The organism is Streptomyces sp. NPDC023541 (genome assembly GCF_055559995.1).
The window spans coordinates 749196-766811 of the sequence record NZ_JBVHJO010000001.1 but is presented as its reverse complement, the minus strand read 5'-3'; the positions used below and the strand labels follow the sequence as shown (position 1 = coordinate 766811).

The window sequence follows — 17616 nt, the reverse complement described above, 5'->3', positions numbered from 1 at the left end:
CGCGACCACGGCGGCGGCCGTCGCGGCCTCGCCGGGGTCGGTCGTCGCGTAGGCGCTGCTATCAGCCACGGCCGGCGTGACGGACAAGGCCGCCCACAGCAGGACCGGGACCGCCAGCAGGCGCCTGGCACAAGCTCTGTTCACCCGGGGAGCATGGGCCCGCGCACGCCGGCCCACGCTGGGCTCGGCCCCGGTTCGCCTGAACGGGTGTAGTGCCGAGCGGAAAGGTTTGAGCCAGCTGCGGAGCGGGCTCAGTCGAGTGCGATCATCGTCCGGTCAATTCCCAAAAGGGATTTGTCGGTACCGGTCATTTGCCCCGGGGGCGCCGCCGGGCGCCTTTGGTGTGTGACGAAGAACGGATCGCCAATTTCCGCTTTTGCTCGCCCTGTTGGTCAATGATCAGTAGATTCGGCTCGGACAGGAGTCCGACCCCGCACGGACCGCCGCAGGAACAACGCTTGGAGATCCCGATGGAGCGCCCCGCCTGGGCCCCGCCAGGCATCGACATCTCGGTGCCGAGCGTGTCCCGCATCTACGATTACTACCTTGGCGGGTCCCACAATTTTGAGGTCGACCGCCAGGCGGCCCGACGGGCCATGGAATTCATGCCGGGACTGCCCAAGATCATGCAGGCCAACCGGGCGTTCATGCGCCGTGCCGTCCGGCACGCCGTCGCCGAGGGCGTCACGCAGTTCCTCGACATCGGCTCCGGCATCCCCACCTTCGGCAACGTCCACGAGATCGCCCGGGCCGCCAGCCCCGGGGCCCGCGTGGTCTACGTCGACCACGACCCGGTGGCCGTGGCGCACAGCCATGCCGTCCTCCTGGACGACGAGCACACCGGCGTCGTCGCCGCCGATCTGCGCAAGCCCCAGGAGATCCTGGCCGCCCCCGAGGTCGGACGGCTCCTCGACTTCGACCGGCCGGTCGCCCTGCTCCTCGTCGCCGTCCTGCACTTCCTGGAGGACGCGGACCACCCGTACGACGCCGTGGCCGAGCTGCGCGACGCGCTGGCCCCCGGCAGCCTGCTGATCCTCACCCATGCCTCCTTCGAGGGCATCCCGCTCGTGGAGGAGGTCGCGGGCGGCGCCGTCGGCGTCTACCGCGACATCCGCAACCCCCTCGTCATGCGCACGGGGGAGCAGATCGCCCGCTTCTTCGAAGGGTTCGACATGGTGGAGCCCGGGCTGGTCTCCATGCCCGACTGGCGCCCGGACCGCTCCGCGGACGGGGAGGACGGCGAAACGCCGGAGGACCCCTACGCCTTCTCGGGCTACGGCGGCGTGGGACGCAAGGCGTGAGACTTCCGGCACAGACGGCGGGCGCGCCGAACACCGTCGCAGCGCCCGCGGCCGCACCCGCGCCGACCGCGCAATCCGCGGCGGCCCCCCACGGCGGCATCGAGGACCGGATCTCCCGCTTCGCCACGATCTGGGGACGGGCGATCTTCCCGGTCACCGCGACCTCGCTGACCCGGCCCGAGTTCGAACGGCACCTCGTGCCGCTCACCCGGACGCTCACCGAGGCCCTGCACGCACGGCCCTTCGACGCCGCCGTGGCGCAGCGGGTGGGCGCCGAACTCGTCGCCGTGCACTGCACCGACCCGGAAGCCCTGGCCGGCACCCTGGGCGTGATCGAGTCCTACCTGGTGCTCTACTGCGGTCCGGACGGACTCGAAGGCTCCGGCTTGGAGGCCACCGCCGAGTACCACTCGCGCTGCGCGCGGCTCCAGCACGCCATCGCCGCCGGATACGCACGCGCGCTGCGCGAGCGCACCCTCAGCGAGCAGGAGGCCATCGCCCGCTCCGCGCTGACCGCCCGTACCGACGCCCAGCAGGCCCTGCACGCGAGCGAGGAGCGCTTCCGGGCGGTCTTCGAGGGCGCGGCCGTCGGCATCGGCATCGCCGACCTCGACGGGAACGTCCTGGAGGTCAACGACACGCTGCTGCAGATGTTCGGCGGGCTGGAGGGGCACGTCCGCAGCCGCAACGTCAGCGAGTGGGGCCACCCCGACGACACCCCGCACGTCTGGCGGATGTACGGCGAGCTGGTGCGCGGCGAACGGGAGAGCTACCGCGTGGAGAAGCCGTACTACCGCCACGACGGGACCGTGCTCTGGACCAACCTCACGGTGTCGCTGCTGCGCGACGCCGACGGCAAGCCGCAGTACCAGCTGGCGCTGATGGAGGACACGACCGAGCGCCGCCTGCTGAACCTGCGGCTGCGCTACGAGGCCACCCACGACGCCCTCACCGGACTGCCCAACCGGACTCTGTTCTTCGAGCGGCTGGAGAAGGCCCTCAGCGGGGCCGGGGGTGACCGCTACGGCCTGTGCTACCTGGACCTCGACGGCTTCAAGGCGGTCAACGACAGCCTCGGCCACTCGGCGGGGGACCGGCTGCTGGTCGAGGTCGCCGACCGGCTGCAGAGCTGCGCGACCGGTCCCGGCGAGGTCGTCGCCCGGCTCGGCGGCGACGAGTTCGTAGCCCTGACCACCGGCTCCGACACCGAGCAGAAGGTGACCGACCTCGCGGTCCGCATCCTGACGGCCCTTTCGACGCCGATCCGGCTGGAGGGCCGGGAGCTGTCGGTCCGGGGCAGCATCGGCATCGTCGAGGGCCGCGCCAAGGAGCGCACCCCGGCCGAGGTGCTGCGCAGCGCCGACATCACGATGTACCGCGCCAAGGCGGCCGGCGGCAACCGCTTCGAGTTCGCCGACGCCGAGGCCGACGCCCGCGCGATCACCCGGCACGGCCTGACCAACGCCCTGCCGGCGGCGCTGGAGCGCGGCGAATTCTTCATCGAGTACCAGCCGCTGGTCCACATGCGCGACGGCACCGTGCACGGCGCCGAGGCGCTGGTGCGCTGGTCCCACCCGCAGTACGGGGTGCTCGGCCCCGACCGCTTCATCCCGCTCGCCGAACGGACCGGGCTGATCGTGCCCCTCGGCCGGTGGGTCCTGGAGGAGGCCGTCCGCCAAGCCCGCGTCTGGCAGCACGAGCACGGGGGCGCAGCCCTGCGGATCAACGTCAACCTCTCACCGACCCAGCTGCACCACCCGGGTCTGGTCGCCGACACGGTGGCGGTGCTGGAGAAGTCCGGCCTCGCTCCGGGCGCGCTGTGCCTGGAAGTCACCGAGTCGGCCCTGATAGGCGCTGACGACGAACTGCTGGAGCCGCTGCGCCGGCTGGCCGAACTCGGTGTGGACATCGCACTCGACGACTTCGGCACCGGCTACTCCAACCTGGCCAACCTGCGGCGCCTGCCGGTCAGCGTGCTCAAACTCGACCGCTCCTTCACCCAGGGGATGCAGCAGCAGCCCGCCGACCCGGTCGACGTCAAGATCGTGGAGGGGATCGTGGCCCTGGCCCACAGCCTCGAACTCGCCGTCACCGTCGAGGGCGTGGAGACCGGCGCACAGGCCGCCCAGCTGCGCGCGCTCGGCTGCGACACCGCCCAGGGCTGGTACTACGCCCGCCCCGGGGCCCCCGACCGCATCCACACCCTGTCCCTCTCCGACGCGGTGCCCACTCCCTCCTGAACGCAGCCCGGGCCCGCGGCGGTCCGGGCCGCGCGGTCCCGGTAGCGGCCGGCTCCGGCGCGCTGTGCCGCGTCAGTCCAGGCCGACCTCCGTTCCGCGGCCGGGGGTCCGCACGGCTTCCACGACCCGCTCGTACCGCTCGGCGGTGTCGGCCAGGACCCCAGCGGCGACCGGCAGCCGCTCCGCCTCGTAGGCGTCGAGCGCCGCGTCCGCGTCCGGTCCGGCGAGGGCGGCGGACAGGGCCCGGCCGAGCGCCGCCGCGTCCTCGATGCCGGTGTTCATGCCCAGGCCGCCGGCTATGGGGTGCACGTGCGCGGCGTCCCCGGCGAGCAGGACCCGGCCCTCCCTCATCCGGGCGGCCATGCGGACATTGACCCGCCAGGAGGAGAGCCAGGTGGGGTCCTCGAGCCGGATGCCCGGCACCCCGGCGCACCGGTCGAAGATCCGCTGGAAGCTCTCCAGGGAGGGCGGCAGCGGCTCGCCGTGCTCGTCCTGCTCGGGTGAGGCCTGCAGTTGGAAGGAGTCCGTCCCCGGCATCGGGCAGAGCAGTATTCCGCCGCCCTCCGAGGTGAACCACTGGTGCCAGACGTCCCGGCCGAGCCCCGGCGCCCTGACGTCGCCGATGACCATCGCGGGCTCCTTCTCGCCGTTGCCCTCGAAGGGGATGCCGAGCAGCTTGCGGGTGGTGCTGCGCCCGCCGTCGCACCCGGCGAGACAGCGGGCCTCGATCACGCTTCCGTCCGCCAGCTCGGCGCGCACCCCGGACTCGTCCTGGCTGATGCCGACGAGCTCCGCCCCGTACTCGACGCGCACGCCGAGTCCGGCGAGCCGGTCGCGCAGCGCCTCTTCGACCTGCCACTGCCCGATCAGCAGGCCCGCGTCCGCCGGGGTGGGGGTGTCGTTGATGTGCTCGCCGTCGAAGTACTTGCGCAGCACCACCCCCGCGGTGCCGGCGGCGATCAGGGGTTCGGCAACGCCGAGCCTCTCGAAGATCGCGAGGCTGCCGGCGCGGAGCCCCTTGCCCCGAGACTCGTGGTGCGGTTCGGTGCGCCGCTCGATGACACGGACGGCGATTCCGCGCAGGGCGAGATCACAGGCGAGCGTCAGCCCGGTGGGGCCGGAGCCGGCGATCAGTACATCGGTGTGGTTCATCGAAAGTCCTCTCCTCGTCTCTGACTCCAAGGAAAGCGACTCCCGACGCAAAAGGCAACCCGGTTAAAAAAATTACCCGGTCTCTCTTTCGTGCTACGCTGTGCGCATGGAGAACACGACGGGTCTGCGCGAGAGCAAGAAGCTCCGCACGCGCCGCCAGTTGGCGGCCACGGCGCTGGAACTCTTCCTGGAGCGGGGCTTCGACGCCGTGTCGGTGGCTGATGTCGCCGCGGCGGCCGAGGTGTCCAAACCCACCCTCTTCCGGTACTTCCCGACCAAGGAGGACCTGCTCCTCGACCGGTTCGCCGACCACCAGGACGAGGTGGCGCGCATCGTGCGCGACCGGCCCGCGGGCGCGACGCCGGTGGGAGCCGTGCACGCCCACTTCCTGACGGCCCTCGCCGAGCGGGACCCGATCACCGGGCTCTGCGACCACCCGGAGGTCCTCGCCTTCCTGCGCCTGCTCCACTCCACCGCCAGCCTGGAGTCCCGCCTGTCCCACTACACCGACCGCGAGGTCGAGCTGCTCGCCGCCGCCCTGGAGGCGGAGTCGGTGCCGCCGCTCGCCGCCCGGCTGGCGGCCGTCCACCTGGTGGCGGTCCGCCACGAGCTCGGGCGGGAGAACTGGCAGCGGCTCGATGCCGGGCGGAGCGCCGACGAGGCCCACCCCGCCGCCGTGGCCGACGCCGACCAGGCCTTCGGCATGCTCGCCGACGGCCTCGACCGAGCTCTTCCCGCGGCCCCGCCCACTCCCGACTGAGGCCCCACGTGGCATGGAGCCCCGGGCGTCACGCCATCAGCATCCGCTTCAGCTCTCGCGCCGCGCGCGGGGGAGCCACGTCGGTGCGGTGCGCGAGTGCGATCGTCCGGCGCAGCGGCGACCCGGCAAGCGGGGTCGTCCGCAGCCCCGGGCCCGCGTCCGCCACCACCATCGCCGGGACCACCGCCACGCCCAGCCCCGCCCGCGCGAAGCCCAGTACCGCGTCCATCTCCCCGCCCTCCACGGTGAACGCCGGCTCGAAGCCCTCCGCCCGGCACGCGGCCACCGTCAGCTCCCGCAGGTCGTAGCCGTGCCGGAACATCACCATCGGCTCGTCGCGCAACGCCGCGATGGTCAGCTCCCGGCCCCCGCCGGGCGCCGGAAGCTTCGTCGAGGACACCACCACCAGGTCCTCCGTCAGCAGCTCCACCGTCGTCAGGGCCGGCGCAGAGGGCGGCAGCGGCAGGGCGATCAGTGCCAGGTCCAGTGCCCCGCGCGCCAGCTCCCGCACGAGGTCGAGCGAACCGCTCTCCTCGATCAGCAGCTCGATCCCCGGATGCGCCGCGTGGAAGGCCCGCAGCACACCCGGCAGCAGACCCGTGCACACGCTCGGGGTGGCCCCCAGCCGGATCCGCCCGCGCCGCAGCTGCGCCAGCTCCTGCACCTCCAGCCGCGCCGTGTCCGCGTCCGCCAGGATGCGCCGCGCCAGCGGCAGCAGCGCCTCGCCCGCGTCCGTCAGCGTGATGTTGCCCCGGGCGCGGCTGAACAGTTCGGCCCCCAGCTCCCGCTCCAGCGCCTTGATCTGCTGGGAGAGCGACGGCTGGGCCACGTGCACCTGCTCCGCGGCCCGGGTGAAGTGCCGGGTCTCGGCGACGGCCACGAAGTAGAGGAGCTGCTGGAATTGCATAGGCCATGTCTATCAATATGACCGACATCATGTCTTGGACCTTTCGGGTCCTCCGTCCCTACCGTCGATGGCATGGCTCTGGCAACGCGCACCCGGACGAGCGCCCCCTCGTTCTGGGGCTCCACCATCGGAAAGAAGACCGTCATGGCGGTCTCCGGGCTGATCATGCTCGGCTACCTCGTCGTGCACATGCTCGGCAACCTCAAGATCTTCTTCGGGGCGGACGAGTTCAACGGCTACGCCCACTGGCTGCGCACCCTCGGCTCGCCCTTCCTCCACCACGAGTGGGCCCTGTGGATCGTCCGCGTGGCGCTCCTCGCCGCCGTCGTCGCGCATGCCGTGTCCGCCTACCAGCTCAGCCGCCGCGACATCAAGGCCCGCCCGGTCAAGTACGTCCACAAGCGCCGCCGCGCGAGCTATGCCACCCGCACCATGCGCTGGGGCGGCATCATCCTCGGCCTGTTCATCGTGTGGCACCTGCTCGACCTCACCACGCTCACCGTCAACGAGCGCGCCTGGGCCGGCCACCCCTACGAGAACGTCCTCGCCACCTTCTCCACCTGGTACGGCAACACCATCTACATCGTGGCGATGGCCGCACTCGGCCTGCACGTCCGGCACGGCTTCTGGAGCGCCGCCCAGACCCTCGGCGCGGGCCGGGCCCGGCGCGAGCGGACGCTGAAAGCCTTCGCAGGCGGCCTGGCCGCCGTCCTCTTCGCGGGCTTCGTGTCCGTCCCCGTCGCCGTCATGACCGGAATGGTGAACTGACCGTGAGCAGCTACGCCCACCACACCACCGGCGAGCCCATCGCCGACACCAAGGCCCCCGAAGGCCCCATCGCGGAGCGCTGGGACCGCCGCCGCTTCGAGGCCAAACTCGTCAACCCCGCCAACCGCCGCAAGCACACCGTCATCGTCGTCGGTACCGGCCTGGCCGGCGGATCGGCCGGCGCGACCCTCGCCGAACAGGGCTACAACGTAGTCCAGTTCTGCTTCTCCGACTCCCCCCGCCGGGCCCACTCCATCGCCGCACAGGGCGGCATCAACGCCGCCAAGAACTACCGCAACGACGGCGACTCGGTGCACCGCCTCTTCTACGACACCGTCAAGGGCGGCGACTTCCGCGCCCGCGAGTCCAACGTCCACCGCCTCGCCCAGATCTCCGTCGAGATCATCGACCAGTGCGTGGCCCAAGGCGTCCCCTTCGCCCGCGAGTACGGCGGCCTCCTCGACACCCGCTCCTTCGGCGGCGTCCAGGTCTCCCGCACCTTCTACGCCCGCGGCCAGACCGGACAGCAGCTCCTCCTCGGCGCCTACCAGGCCCTCTCCCGGCAGATCGCCGCGGGCAACGTCGAGATGCACGCCCGCACCGAGATGCTCGACCTGATCGTCGTCGACGGTGTCGCCCGCGGCATCGTCGCCCGCGACCTGGTCACCGGAGAGATCTCCACCCACTACGCCGACGCCGTGGTGCTGGCGAGCGGCGGATACGGCAACGTCTTCTACCTCTCCACCAACGCCATGAACTCCAACGCGACCGCGGTCTGGCGGGCGCACCGGCGCGGCGCCTACTTCGCCAACCCCTGCTTCACCCAGATCCACCCCACCTGCATCCCGCGCACCGGCGACCACCAGTCCAAGCTCACCCTGATGAGCGAGTCCCTGCGCAACGACGGCCGCATCTGGGTCCCCAAGGCCAAGGGCGACACCCGCCCCGCCGCAGACATCCCCGAGGCGGAGCGCGACTACTACCTGGAGCGGATCTACCCCTCCTTCGGCAACCTCGTGCCCCGCGACATCGCCTCCCGGGCCGCCAAGAACGTCTGCGACGAGGGCCGCGGCGTCGGCCCCGGCGGGCAGGGCGTCTACCTCGACTTCGCCGACGCCATCCGCCGCATGGGCCGCGACAAGGTCGCCGAGAAGTACGGCAACCTCTTCGACATGTACGAGCGGATCACCGCGGAGAACCCGTACGAGGTCCCCATGCGGATCTACCCCGCCGTGCACTACACGATGGGCGGCCTGTGGGTCGACTACGACCTGCAGACCACCGTCCCCGGCCTCTTCGCGATCGGCGAGGCCAACTTCTCCGACCACGGCGCCAACCGCCTCGGCGCCTCCGCCCTGATGCAGGGCCTCGCCGACGGCTACTTCGTGCTCCCCTCCACGATCAACGACTACCTCGCTCGCCACCCCCACCGCGACACCGTCGACGACACCCACCCCGAGGCCGTGGCCGTCGTACGCGAGACCCGCGATCGGCTCGCGCGACTGCTCGCCGTCGACGGCGACCGCACCCCCGACTCCTTCCACCGCGAGATCGGCGAACTCATGTGGGAGTACTGCGGGATGGCCCGCAGCGAACAGGGCCTGCGCAAGGCCCTCGACCGGATCCCGCAGATCCGCGAGGAGTTCTGGCGCCGCATCAAGGTGCCCGGCACCGGCGACGAGTTCAACCAGTCGCTGGAGAAGGCCAACCGCATCGTCGACTACCTCGAACTCGCCGAGCTGATGTGCCTCGACGCGCTCCACCGCGCCGAATCCTGCGGCGGCCACTTCCGCGAGGAGTCCCAGACCCCGGACGGCGAGGCGGCCCGTCAGGACGGGGCCTTCGCCTACGCCGCCGCCTGGGAGTTCACCGACACCGGCGCCGCCCCCGTCCTGCACAAGGAAGACCTCGTCTTCGAGTACGTCCACCCCACACAGCGGAGCTACGCATGAAGCTCACCCTGCGCGTCTGGCGCCAGCGCGGCGCCGACGCCCCCGGCCACATGGCCTCGTACGAGGTCGACGGGATCTCCGAGGACATGTCCTTCCTGGAGATGCTCGACACCCTCAACGAGGACCTCATCCTGCGCGGTGAGGACCCGGTCGCCTTCGACCACGACTGCCGAGAGGGCATCTGCGGCGCCTGCAGCCTCGTCATCAACGGCGATGCCCACGGCCCCGAGCGCACCACCACCTGCCAGCTCCACATGCGCTCCTTCGCCGACGGCGACACCATCGACGTCGAGCCCTGGCGGGCAGCGGCCTTCCCCGTGGTCAAGGACCTCGTCGTCGACCGGGGCGCCTTCGACCGGATCATCCAGGCCGGCGGCTACATCACCGCCCCCACCGGCTCCGCCCCCGAGGCACACGCCACCGCCGTGCCCAAGGCCGACGCCGACTTCGCCTTCGAACACGCCGAGTGCATCGGCTGCGGCGCGTGCGTGGCGGCCTGCCCCAACGGCTCCGCGATGCTCTTCACCTCCGCCAAGGTCAACCACCTGAACGTCCTCCCGCAGGGCTCACCCGAGCGCGGGACCCGCGTCCTGGACATGGTGGCCCGCATGGACGAGGAGGGCTTCGGCGGCTGCACCCTCACCGGCGAATGCGCCACCGCCTGCCCGAAGGGCATCCCGCTGCCGTCGATCGCCGCAATGAACAGGGAGTGGCTGCGCGCGGTCCGCAAAGGTCCCCGCTGACCCGGCCGCCGGCCCGGCGCAGGACCCCGCCGCCGCGAGGGGCCCTGCGCCGATCGGCTGACCGGCCGGGCACCCGCCGCGCCGCGCCCCGGCGGCGCCCCGGCCATGGGAGACAGTGACCCCATGCCAGAAGCCCCCGCCGGGACCGGACCATGCCGCAGAGCCGTACTGGCCGCCGCCCTCGTCCCACTGGCCGCGACGGGGTGCTCCGGCGGGGAAGCGCTCCGCCCCCCGGCCGCCGGGCAGCAGCCCGACGCCAAGGACGCCGTGGTCATGGTGATCCGGCACGCGGAGAAGCCGTACGCCGGTGATTCCGGCTGGGACGAGGACGGCGAGGACGACCCCGGCTCACTGGCCGGGCGCGGCTGGCGCCGGGCCGAAGCGCTGCCGCGGCTCTTCGCGCCGGCCAAGCGTTCCGTACTGCCCCGCCCCGCCGCCGTCTTCGCCGCAGGCGGCAAGGCACCCGCCCCCGCCCGGTGCCGGCAGACCGTGACCGCCCTGGCCGCCGCACTGCGCACCCCCGTACGCGCCGAGTTCGCCGTCGGAGCCGAACCCGCCCTGGCCCACGCCGCGCTGGCCGGCCCCATGCCCGTACTCGTCTGCTGGGAGCACACCGGGATCCCCCGCCTGGTGCGCGCCCTCGGCGCCCACCAGGTCCTCGGCCTTCCCGCGACCTGGCCCGACCGCTACGACCTGGTCTGGCAGTTCACACGCCGTGGCGAGCAGTGGAGCTTCCGAGAACTGCCCCAGCAACTCCTGCCCGGCGACGCCTGAGCCTCACGGCAACCGGTACAGCTCGTTCCCGTGGGCGCCCAGGAGCAGGACCAGGTCGCCGTACGGCCGGACCACGGGCGTGCCCGCGAGGTACTGCAGTTCGAACGGCTCATCGGGAACGCTGGTACCCGCCACCCAGGGACGGGCCGCGCCCGCCATGCCCACGGTCACGACCGTCACCTTCGCGCCCGGCTCCAGCCACTCGCTCCAGCAGTACGGTTCGAGGAAGAGCTCCAGCAGACGCCCGCCGTCGTCGGTGACCGGCAGCCGTGCCACCGGCACCGCCGGGTCCCACGGCTCCGGGGGCACCGGGATCGCTCCTCCGCCTTGCGGTGCACTGCATCTGAGGCCGCGCGCTGACTTCCCGGGGATCACCGGACAGCCCTCAGCCAACCGCTTCCGGGCTGTTGGCGAGAGCGCGGGCCAGGTACGGCGCCGTACGGCTGCCCGGCGTCCGGGCCACCTCGCGCGGGGTGCCCGCGGCGACGATCCGGCCGCCCTCCGCGCCGCCGCCCGGGCCCAGGTCGATCACCCGGTCAGCGCCCGCCACCACGTCCATGTCGTGCTCCACGACCACCACCGAATGCCCAGCGTCCACCAGACCGTGCAACTGCCGCAGCAGCACCCGCACATCGGCCGGGTGCAGACCCGTCGTCGGCTCGTCCAGCAGGTACAGCGTGTGGTCCCGGCGCTGCCGCTGGAGCTCCGTCGCCAGCTTGATCCGCTGCGCCTCGCCGCCCGACAGCTCGGTCGCCGGCTGCCCGAGCCGCAGGTAGCCCAGCCCGATCTCCTCCAGCGCCCGCAGGCTGCGCGCCGCCGCAGGGACACCGGTGAAGAACCCGGCCGCGGACTCCACCGTCAGCCCCAGCACCTCCGCGATGTTCAGGCCCTCGTACCGGACCTCCAGCGTCTCGGCGTTGTACCGCGCGCCGCCGCACTCGGGGCACGGGGCGTACGTACTCGGCAGGAACAGCAGCTCCACCGAGACGAAGCCCTCGCCCTGACACGTCTCGCACCGGCCGCCCGCCACGTTGAAGGAGAACCGGCCCGCCTTCCACCCCCGCGCCCCCGCCTCCGGGGACGCCGTGAAGAGCCTGCGCACCACGTCGAAGAGCCCGGTGTACGTGGCCAGGTTGGACCGCGGGGTCCGGCCGATCGGCTTCTGGTCCACCTCCACCAGCCGCCGTACGGGGAACCCCGGGTCGGCGATGCGCTCGCGGACCTCCCGCGCCAGCGCCTGACCGACCAGCGTGGACTTCCCCGACCCCGACACCCCGGTCACCGCGGTGAACACCCCGAGCGGGAACCGCGCGTCGAGGTCCCGCAGGTTGTGCCGGTCCACCCCGCTCAGCCGCACCTCCCCGGTCGGCCTGCGCACCGCCCGGCCGGGCACCGCCGGCTCCCGCGCCGACGCGAACAGGTGCCGGGCCGTCGCCGACTCCGCCACCCCGGCCAGCGCCGCCGGCGGCCCGCTGTGCAGCACCCGCCCGCCGCGCTCCCCGGCCAGCGGGCCCACGTCCACCAGCCAGTCCGCGTGCCGCACCACGTCCAGATGGTGCTCGACGACGAAGACGGTGTTCCCGGCCTCCTTCAGCCGGTCAAGTACGCCGAGCAGCGCCTCGGTGTCGGCCGGGTGCAGCCCCGCCGACGGCTCGTCCAGCACGTACACCACCCCGAACAGCCCCGACCGCAGCTGCGTCGCCAGCCGCAGTCGCTGGAGCTCGCCCGCGGACAGGGTCGGCGCGGTCCGGTCCAGGCTCAGGTAGCCGAGCCCCAGCTCCGTGACGGGCCCGATCCGCGACCGCAGGTCGTCGGCGAGGACCCGCGCGGCCTCCCCGTCCAGGGACGCGGAGGCCAGTACGGCGTCCAGGTCCGTCAGCGCCAGCGCCGCGAGCTCGGCGATGGTCCGCCCGGCGAAGGTGACGGCGAGGGCCTCCGGGCGCAGCCGGCGCCCCTCGCACACCGGGCACGGCGAGTCGGCGAGGAACTTCTCGGCGCGGGCCCGCAGGGTGGCGCTCTTGCTGTCGGAGAAGGTCCGCATGACATAGCGGTGGGCGCTCATGTACGTGCCCTGGTAGGGCCGTTGGATCCGGTCGGCGTCCCGCACCGGGTGCACGGTCACCACCGGCTGCTCCTCGGTGAACAGGATCCATTCGCGGTCCTTCGCGGGCAGCTCCCGCCAGGGCCGGTCCACGTCGTGGCCGAGCGTCTCCAGGACGTCCCGCAGGTTCTTGCCCTGCCAGGCGCCCGGCCAGGCGGCGATGGCGCCCTCGCGGATCGACAGCCCGGGATCGGGTACCAGCAGCTCCTCGCTGGTGCGGTGGATCCGGCCGAGCCCGTGACAGGAAGGGCAGGCGCCGGCGGCCGTGTTGGGCGAGAAGGCGTCCGAGTCCAGTCGCGGCGCGCCCGGCGGATACGTACCGGCCCGCGAGAACAGCATCCGCAGGGAGTTGGACAGCAGCGTCACCGTACCGACCGAGGAGCGCGAGCCGGGGGAGGAGCGGCGCTGCTCCAGCGACACCGCCGGCGGCAGACCGGTGACGGAATCCACCTTCGGGGCGCCGATCTGGTGGATGAGGCGCCGGGCGTACGGGGCCACCGACTCGAAGTACCGCCGCTGGGCCTCGGCGTACAGCGTGCCGAAGGCGAGCGAGCTCTTCCCGGAACCGGACACCCCGGTGAACACGGTCAGCGCATTGCGCGGGATGTCCACGTCGACCCCGCGCAGATTGTGCTCCCGGGCGCCCCGCACCCGTACGTAGGGATCGTGGTCGGGCCGGGGTTCGGTGGACTGGTGCATTCGTCCCACTTTACGGCCCGGGTGCGCGGGCGAGGTCAGGGGCGGTGCCTGGTGACTGCGCCGGACACCGAAGGATGCCTCGGGTAGTCGAGCACGCTGTGCGGCCGCAGGGGACGTCCGGCCGGTGTCGCAGCAGCGAGGCCCTGACCCGCTCGCGCACGGGCTCGCGCCCGGCTGCGAAGTACCGCGTGACCTCGGGGAAGAACAGCCGCACGCTCTTCTCGACCACTGCGGGCCGCGCGCCCGCCCGCTCGGCGACCTGGCCGCAGATCCACCGGAGCCGACCCGTGGCCCGGCCCTGCGCCCCGCTCGGATCCCCCCCCCGGGCCCGCGCCCACTGCCCGACGAGCGCGAGTTACCCGTCGGCGGGCTCCGCGCTCTGCCGCTCGCTGCGCAGCAGGTCGGCGTAGTACGCCGTCTCCAGGTCGAGGCCGGCGGCGGCGTCCCCCGAGGGCGGAGAGCCAGGCGGAGCACAGCCGGGCGCTGCCGAGGTGGGGCGCACTGTCGGCGGCCTTGTGGTTCCGGACACCGAGGACGCGGGTCATTCGGGGGGCTCCTGTGCGCGTGTGCCGCCGCAGCTGTGGACGGCGACGGCTCCATTGCCCGTCGAGGTGCCGGCCGAGCACGTGTCCACGAGGAAGACGACGCGCCGGTCGTCGCCACTCCGTTCGGCCTCCTGCTGCGCCTTTTCGATCCACCGGTCGACGTCGACGTCGCGGTCGTCGTGCGCCACGAGGGAGAGACGGCCGCTGCGATCGGCCCGACCGTGTCCGATCAGGTGGACGACGAGGATGTCGGCGGAGTTCCGGCTCAACACGCGCCTCGCACGCGTCGGTTGGCTCTCGACGCTACTCGATCCCTACGGCCGCAGGCCCGTGATACGGGCCAGCCGGGCGTACGAGTCCAGCAGGGCCGTGCGGTCGTACGTCGAGGTGGTGACCAGGAGCTCGTCCGCGCCGGTGCGTTCGGCGACCTCGGACAGCTCTGCCGCCACCCGGTCCTCCGTTCCGTGGATGTGACCGGTGAGGGCGCCCTCGTACAGTTCCCGCTCCTTCGGGGTCATCTCCAGGGCCTCGACGTCCTCCGCAGGGCGGAGCGGCGGGAAGCTGCCGCGGGTGCGGGAGTACGCGAGGGACCAGGCCTCCGGGAGCAGGATGCGCCGGGCCTCCTCGGTGGTCGCCGCGACGGCCACCGTCCCCGAGACCACGACGTACGGCTCCGCGCCCCGGGCGGAGGGCCGGAACTCCTTGCGGTACCCCTCCACGATCTCGGTGACCCGGCCGCGGCTGCGCAGGTCGCCCACCACCAGCGGCAGCCCCGCCCGGGCGGCGATCCCGGCGCCCTCGCCGGTTGCCAGCACGTACGCCGGTATCCGCAGGCCCTCGGCGGGGTGGGCGTGCACCTCGGGGTGTGCCCGCTGGGTGCCGTCGAGCCAGCCGAGGAGTTCGGTGAGCTGTTCCTCGAAGCGGTCGGCGTCCTCTGTGTCCCGGCCCAGCGCCCGCCGGATGCCGTTCGTGAAGCCGACCGAGCGGCCCAGCCCCATGTCGATCCGGCCGGGGTAGAGCGATTCCAGCACCCCGAACTGCTCCGCGACCACGAGGGGCTGGTGGTTCGGCAGCATGACCCCGCCCGTGCCGACCCGGATCCGTTCCGTCGCCCCGGCGACGGCGGCGGCCAGGAGGGTCGGCGCCGAGCCCGCGACGCCAGGCACACTGTGGTGTTCCGACACCCAGAAGCGGTGGTAGCCGAGGTCTTCGGCCGTCCGGGCGAGCGCCACGGTGTCGCGCAGGGCCTGCGGGGCCGGGTGGCCTTGGCGGGTGCGGGACCGGTCGAGTATCGAGAGTTTTCGGATCACACGGGAGTCAACGCCCGCAGGCCCGGAGGATTCCCGCCCGTCCCGCGCCCCCCGGCTCCCTCCCCGCCGCCGCCCCCGGCCCCCCACCCCGCCGACCCCGGCCCGCTCGCGTCCGGGCCCGTGTCGGTGCCCGGCCATAGGCTGGCCGGATGAGTGAGAAGCGCACCTCGCGGCCGTTGGCCGTCTTCGACATCGACAACACCCTGGCCGACACCGCCCACCGCCAGCACTTCCTGGAGCGCCGCCCCAGGGACTGGCCCGGCTTCTTCGCCGCGGCGCCGGCCGATCCGCCGCTCGCGCGCGGGATCGCCCTGGCGGTGGAGAGCGCGGCCGACTGCGAGGTGGTGTACCTGACCGGGCGGCCCGAGCGGTGCCGGGCGGACACCCAGGAGTGGCTCACCCGGCACGGTCTGCCCGAGGGGCGGGTGTGGATGCGCGGCAACCAGGACCGGCGGCCGGCCCGGACGACCAAGCTGGAGGTGCTGGGCCGGATCGCCCGGGGCCGGGAGGTACGCATGTTCGTGGACGACGACGAACTGGTCTGCCAGGCCGCGCGGGCGGCCGGCTTCCGCGTCGTCGTCGCCGACTGGGCGGCGGACGCGCCCGAACTCACGTCCGGCCAGGAGGTAGAGGGCCGGACCTGAGCGGCCGGCCGCCCGCAGGGGAAGGGCCTCAGTCCTCGCCCTCGAGCCGGAAGCCGACCTTCAGCCCCACCTGGTAGTGGGCGATCTCCCCGTTCTCGATGTGGCCCCGCACTTGGACCACCTCGAACCAGTCCAGGTTCCGTACGGTCTGCCCCGCCCGGGCGATGCCGTTGCGAATGGCCTGATCGATGCCCTCGTGGGAGGTGCCGACGATCTCGGTCACCCGGTACGTGTGGTTGGACATGGAGTCTCCCGACAGTGGGTCGCTTTTGCCTGGTTCTAAGGTGCCCCAGTAAGTCCGGCTGCGCGAACTCTGACCCAACAATCCCGAGCGAAAGACCCTTGACCGGCCTATTGGTCTATGCCAATTTCGAGCCATCGGAGACCGAGCCCCAGAAGGTGACCCTCTTGAAGATGCGCTTCCTCGCCGTGTGCACGGCCCTCGCGGCCGCGACCGCCCTCACGGGCTGCAGTCAGTGGACCGATCCGGGCGCGGGGCGGCAGAAGGTGACCCTCTGGCTGATGAAGGGCAGCGCCTCCGAGGACTTCATCGAGAGGTTCACCGCGTCCTTCGAACAGGAGCACCCCGACGTCGACCTGGACGTGAGGATCCAGGAGTGGACGGGCATCGGCGACAAGGTCAACGCCGTCCTGAAGGGCACGAGCAAGGAGCCGGCCGATGTCATAGAGGTCGGGAACACCCAGGTCGCGCAGTACATCGAGACCAAGGGCCTGTCCGAACTCACCCTGGAGGGACTGCGCGAGTGGGACAGCAAGCACTGGCTCAAGGGCCTCTCCGAGCCGGCGAGCGTCAACGGCGCCCAGTACGGCGTCCCCTGGTACGCCGCCAACCGCGTGGTCGTCTACAACAAGGACCTCTTCGCGAACGCCGGGATAAAGGCCCTGCCCAAGAACCGCCAGGAATGGATCCAGGCCACCCAGAAGCTCGACAAGGGCGAGCAGCAGGGCATCTACCTCGCGGGCCAGAACTGGTACGTCCGCGCCGGCTTCATCTGGGACGAGGGCGGCGAGCTCGCCGTCGAGACGGGCGGCCGATGGGTCGGCACCCTCGACGAGGAGAGGGCCCTGGCCGGCATGGAGTTCTACAAGCAGCTCCAGGCCCTCGGGGACGGACCCAGGGCCGCCGACGAGGAGACGCCCCCGCAGTCGCAGGTCTTCGCCCGCGGCCAGGTCGCCCAGATCATCGCCCCGCCCGGCCAGGCCGCCGAGATCGAGGCGGCCAACCCCGCGCTGAAGGGCAAGCTCGGCTTCTTCCCGATCCCCGGCAAGACCTCCGACAAGGCGGGCTCCGTCTTCACCGGCGGCTCCGACCTGATCATCCCGGAGCGGACCGGGAACCGGAAGGGCGCCGTCGACGTGATCACGGCCCTGGTCAGCGAGAAGTGGCAGACCGAACTCGCCCGCACGATGAGCTACGTACCGAACAAGACCACCCTCGCGCACGTCGTCCAGGGCAACGAGGGCGCCACCAACATGGCCCCCGGAGCCGCCCAGGGCCGGGCCACCCCGGCGTCCGCCCGCTGGGCCGAGGTCGAGGCGAAGAACCCGATCAAGCCCTACATGACGGCCGTGCTCAGCGGCCAGGACCCCAAGCAGGCCGCCCGCGCCGCCTCCGAGGAGATCGGCCGGGTGCTCAGCTCGGACCGCTGAGACGGCGCGCCGCCCGCCGCGGAGTCCCGCCGCCGCGACGGGGTACCGG

Annotated in this window: 17 protein-coding genes; 9 read left to right on the top strand and 8 right to left on the bottom strand. The window is 72.4% G+C overall.

Going from position 1 to position 17616, the window contains the following annotated elements; translation table 11 throughout:
• Positions 1-470 precede the first annotated feature (470 nt).
• Together ACZ3X1_RS03655 and ACZ3X1_RS03650 are read left to right on the top strand one after the other, a co-directional pair.
• Positions 471-1301 (top strand): SAM-dependent methyltransferase, encoded by an 831-nt coding sequence (locus ACZ3X1_RS03655; RefSeq protein ID WP_362623408.1) that lies wholly within the window; start codon positions 471-473, stop codon positions 1299-1301.
• A 98-nt stretch (positions 1302-1399) separates the two neighbouring features.
• Positions 1400-3541: a putative bifunctional diguanylate cyclase/phosphodiesterase gene (locus tag ACZ3X1_RS03650; protein WP_362623406.1), complete on the top strand. Its 2142-nt coding sequence runs from the start codon at positions 1400-1402 to the stop codon at positions 3539-3541.
• A 72-nt stretch (positions 3542-3613) separates the two neighbouring features.
• On the opposite strand, the gene ACZ3X1_RS03645 is transcribed toward ACZ3X1_RS03650, so the two are convergent.
• Positions 3614-4693 (bottom strand): FAD-dependent monooxygenase, encoded by a 1080-nt coding sequence (locus ACZ3X1_RS03645; protein ID WP_467276116.1) that lies wholly within the window; start codon positions 4691-4693, stop codon positions 3614-3616.
• A 106-nt stretch (positions 4694-4799) separates the two neighbouring features.
• Here ACZ3X1_RS03645 and ACZ3X1_RS03640 point away from each other — a divergent pair, with 106 nt between their 5' ends.
• Complete coding sequence (locus ACZ3X1_RS03640) at positions 4800-5453, top strand: TetR/AcrR family transcriptional regulator (RefSeq protein ID WP_356811004.1); 654 nt, start codon at positions 4800-4802, stop codon at positions 5451-5453.
• A 28-nt stretch (positions 5454-5481) separates the two neighbouring features.
• Here the strand turns inward: ACZ3X1_RS03640 and ACZ3X1_RS03635 are convergent, their stop codons facing one another.
• Entirely contained in the window at positions 5482-6360 is an 879-nt protein-coding gene (locus tag ACZ3X1_RS03635) for a LysR family transcriptional regulator (RefSeq protein WP_356811003.1), read from the bottom strand.
• A gap of 72 nt (positions 6361-6432) precedes the next feature.
• Here ACZ3X1_RS03635 and ACZ3X1_RS03630 point away from each other — a divergent pair, with 72 nt between their 5' ends.
• From ACZ3X1_RS03630 to ACZ3X1_RS03615, 4 genes are all read left to right on the top strand, one after another.
• Positions 6433-7128, top strand: coding sequence for a succinate dehydrogenase (locus ACZ3X1_RS03630; RefSeq protein WP_362622551.1), 696 nt, complete (start codon positions 6433-6435; stop codon positions 7126-7128).
• Between the two features lie 2 nt (positions 7129-7130).
• Positions 7131-9080, top strand: a complete 1950-nt coding sequence (locus tag ACZ3X1_RS03625; RefSeq protein WP_356811001.1) for a fumarate reductase/succinate dehydrogenase flavoprotein subunit — start codon at positions 7131-7133, stop codon at positions 9078-9080.
• The gene (locus ACZ3X1_RS03620; RefSeq protein ID WP_356811000.1) at positions 9077-9823 is read left to right on the top strand and encodes a succinate dehydrogenase/fumarate reductase iron-sulfur subunit; all 747 of its coding nucleotides are present in this window, start codon (positions 9077-9079) and stop codon (positions 9821-9823) included. Before ACZ3X1_RS03625 ends, ACZ3X1_RS03620 begins: the two co-directional genes overlap by 4 nt.
• Before the next feature lie 123 nt (positions 9824-9946).
• Positions 9947-10597, top strand: a complete 651-nt coding sequence (locus ACZ3X1_RS03615) for a hypothetical protein (RefSeq protein ID WP_356810999.1) — start codon at positions 9947-9949, stop codon at positions 10595-10597.
• Between the two features lie 3 nt (positions 10598-10600).
• Here the strand turns inward: ACZ3X1_RS03615 and ACZ3X1_RS03610 are convergent, their stop codons facing one another.
• From ACZ3X1_RS03610 to ACZ3X1_RS03590, 5 genes are all read right to left on the bottom strand, one after another.
• Complete coding sequence (locus ACZ3X1_RS03610) at positions 10601-10906, bottom strand: hypothetical protein (RefSeq protein ID WP_467276111.1); 306 nt, start codon at positions 10904-10906, stop codon at positions 10601-10603.
• A gap of 76 nt (positions 10907-10982) precedes the next feature.
• The gene (locus tag ACZ3X1_RS03605) at positions 10983-13397 is read right to left on the bottom strand and encodes an excinuclease ABC subunit UvrA (RefSeq protein ID WP_467276109.1); all 2415 of its coding nucleotides are present in this window, start codon (positions 13395-13397) and stop codon (positions 10983-10985) included.
• Positions 13398-13752: 355 nt separating this feature from the next.
• The gene (locus ACZ3X1_RS03600) at positions 13753-13899 is read right to left on the bottom strand and encodes a hypothetical protein (protein WP_467276107.1); all 147 of its coding nucleotides are present in this window, start codon (positions 13897-13899) and stop codon (positions 13753-13755) included.
• Between the two features lie 39 nt (positions 13900-13938).
• On the bottom strand, positions 13939-14211 hold the full coding sequence (locus tag ACZ3X1_RS03595) for a hypothetical protein (RefSeq protein WP_390074038.1): 273 nt from the start codon (positions 14209-14211) through the stop codon (positions 13939-13941).
• Between the two features lie 45 nt (positions 14212-14256).
• The gene (locus ACZ3X1_RS03590) at positions 14257-15252 is read right to left on the bottom strand and encodes an LLM class flavin-dependent oxidoreductase (protein WP_467276105.1); all 996 of its coding nucleotides are present in this window, start codon (positions 15250-15252) and stop codon (positions 14257-14259) included.
• Between the two features lie 149 nt (positions 15253-15401).
• Between ACZ3X1_RS03590 and ACZ3X1_RS03585 the strand changes: the two genes are divergently transcribed.
• Entirely contained in the window at positions 15402-15896 is a 495-nt protein-coding gene (locus ACZ3X1_RS03585) for a phosphatase domain-containing protein (RefSeq protein ID WP_356810993.1), read from the top strand.
• A 28-nt stretch (positions 15897-15924) separates the two neighbouring features.
• Here ACZ3X1_RS03585 and ACZ3X1_RS03580 read toward each other — a convergent pair whose 3' ends face one another.
• On the bottom strand, positions 15925-16140 hold the full coding sequence (locus tag ACZ3X1_RS03580) for a dodecin (protein WP_030663252.1): 216 nt from the start codon (positions 16138-16140) through the stop codon (positions 15925-15927).
• A gap of 164 nt (positions 16141-16304) precedes the next feature.
• Here ACZ3X1_RS03580 and ACZ3X1_RS03575 point away from each other — a divergent pair, with 164 nt between their 5' ends.
• Entirely contained in the window at positions 16305-17567 is a 1263-nt protein-coding gene (locus ACZ3X1_RS03575; protein WP_467276101.1) for an extracellular solute-binding protein, read from the top strand.
• The last annotated feature ends 49 nt before the right edge of the window (positions 17568-17616 follow it).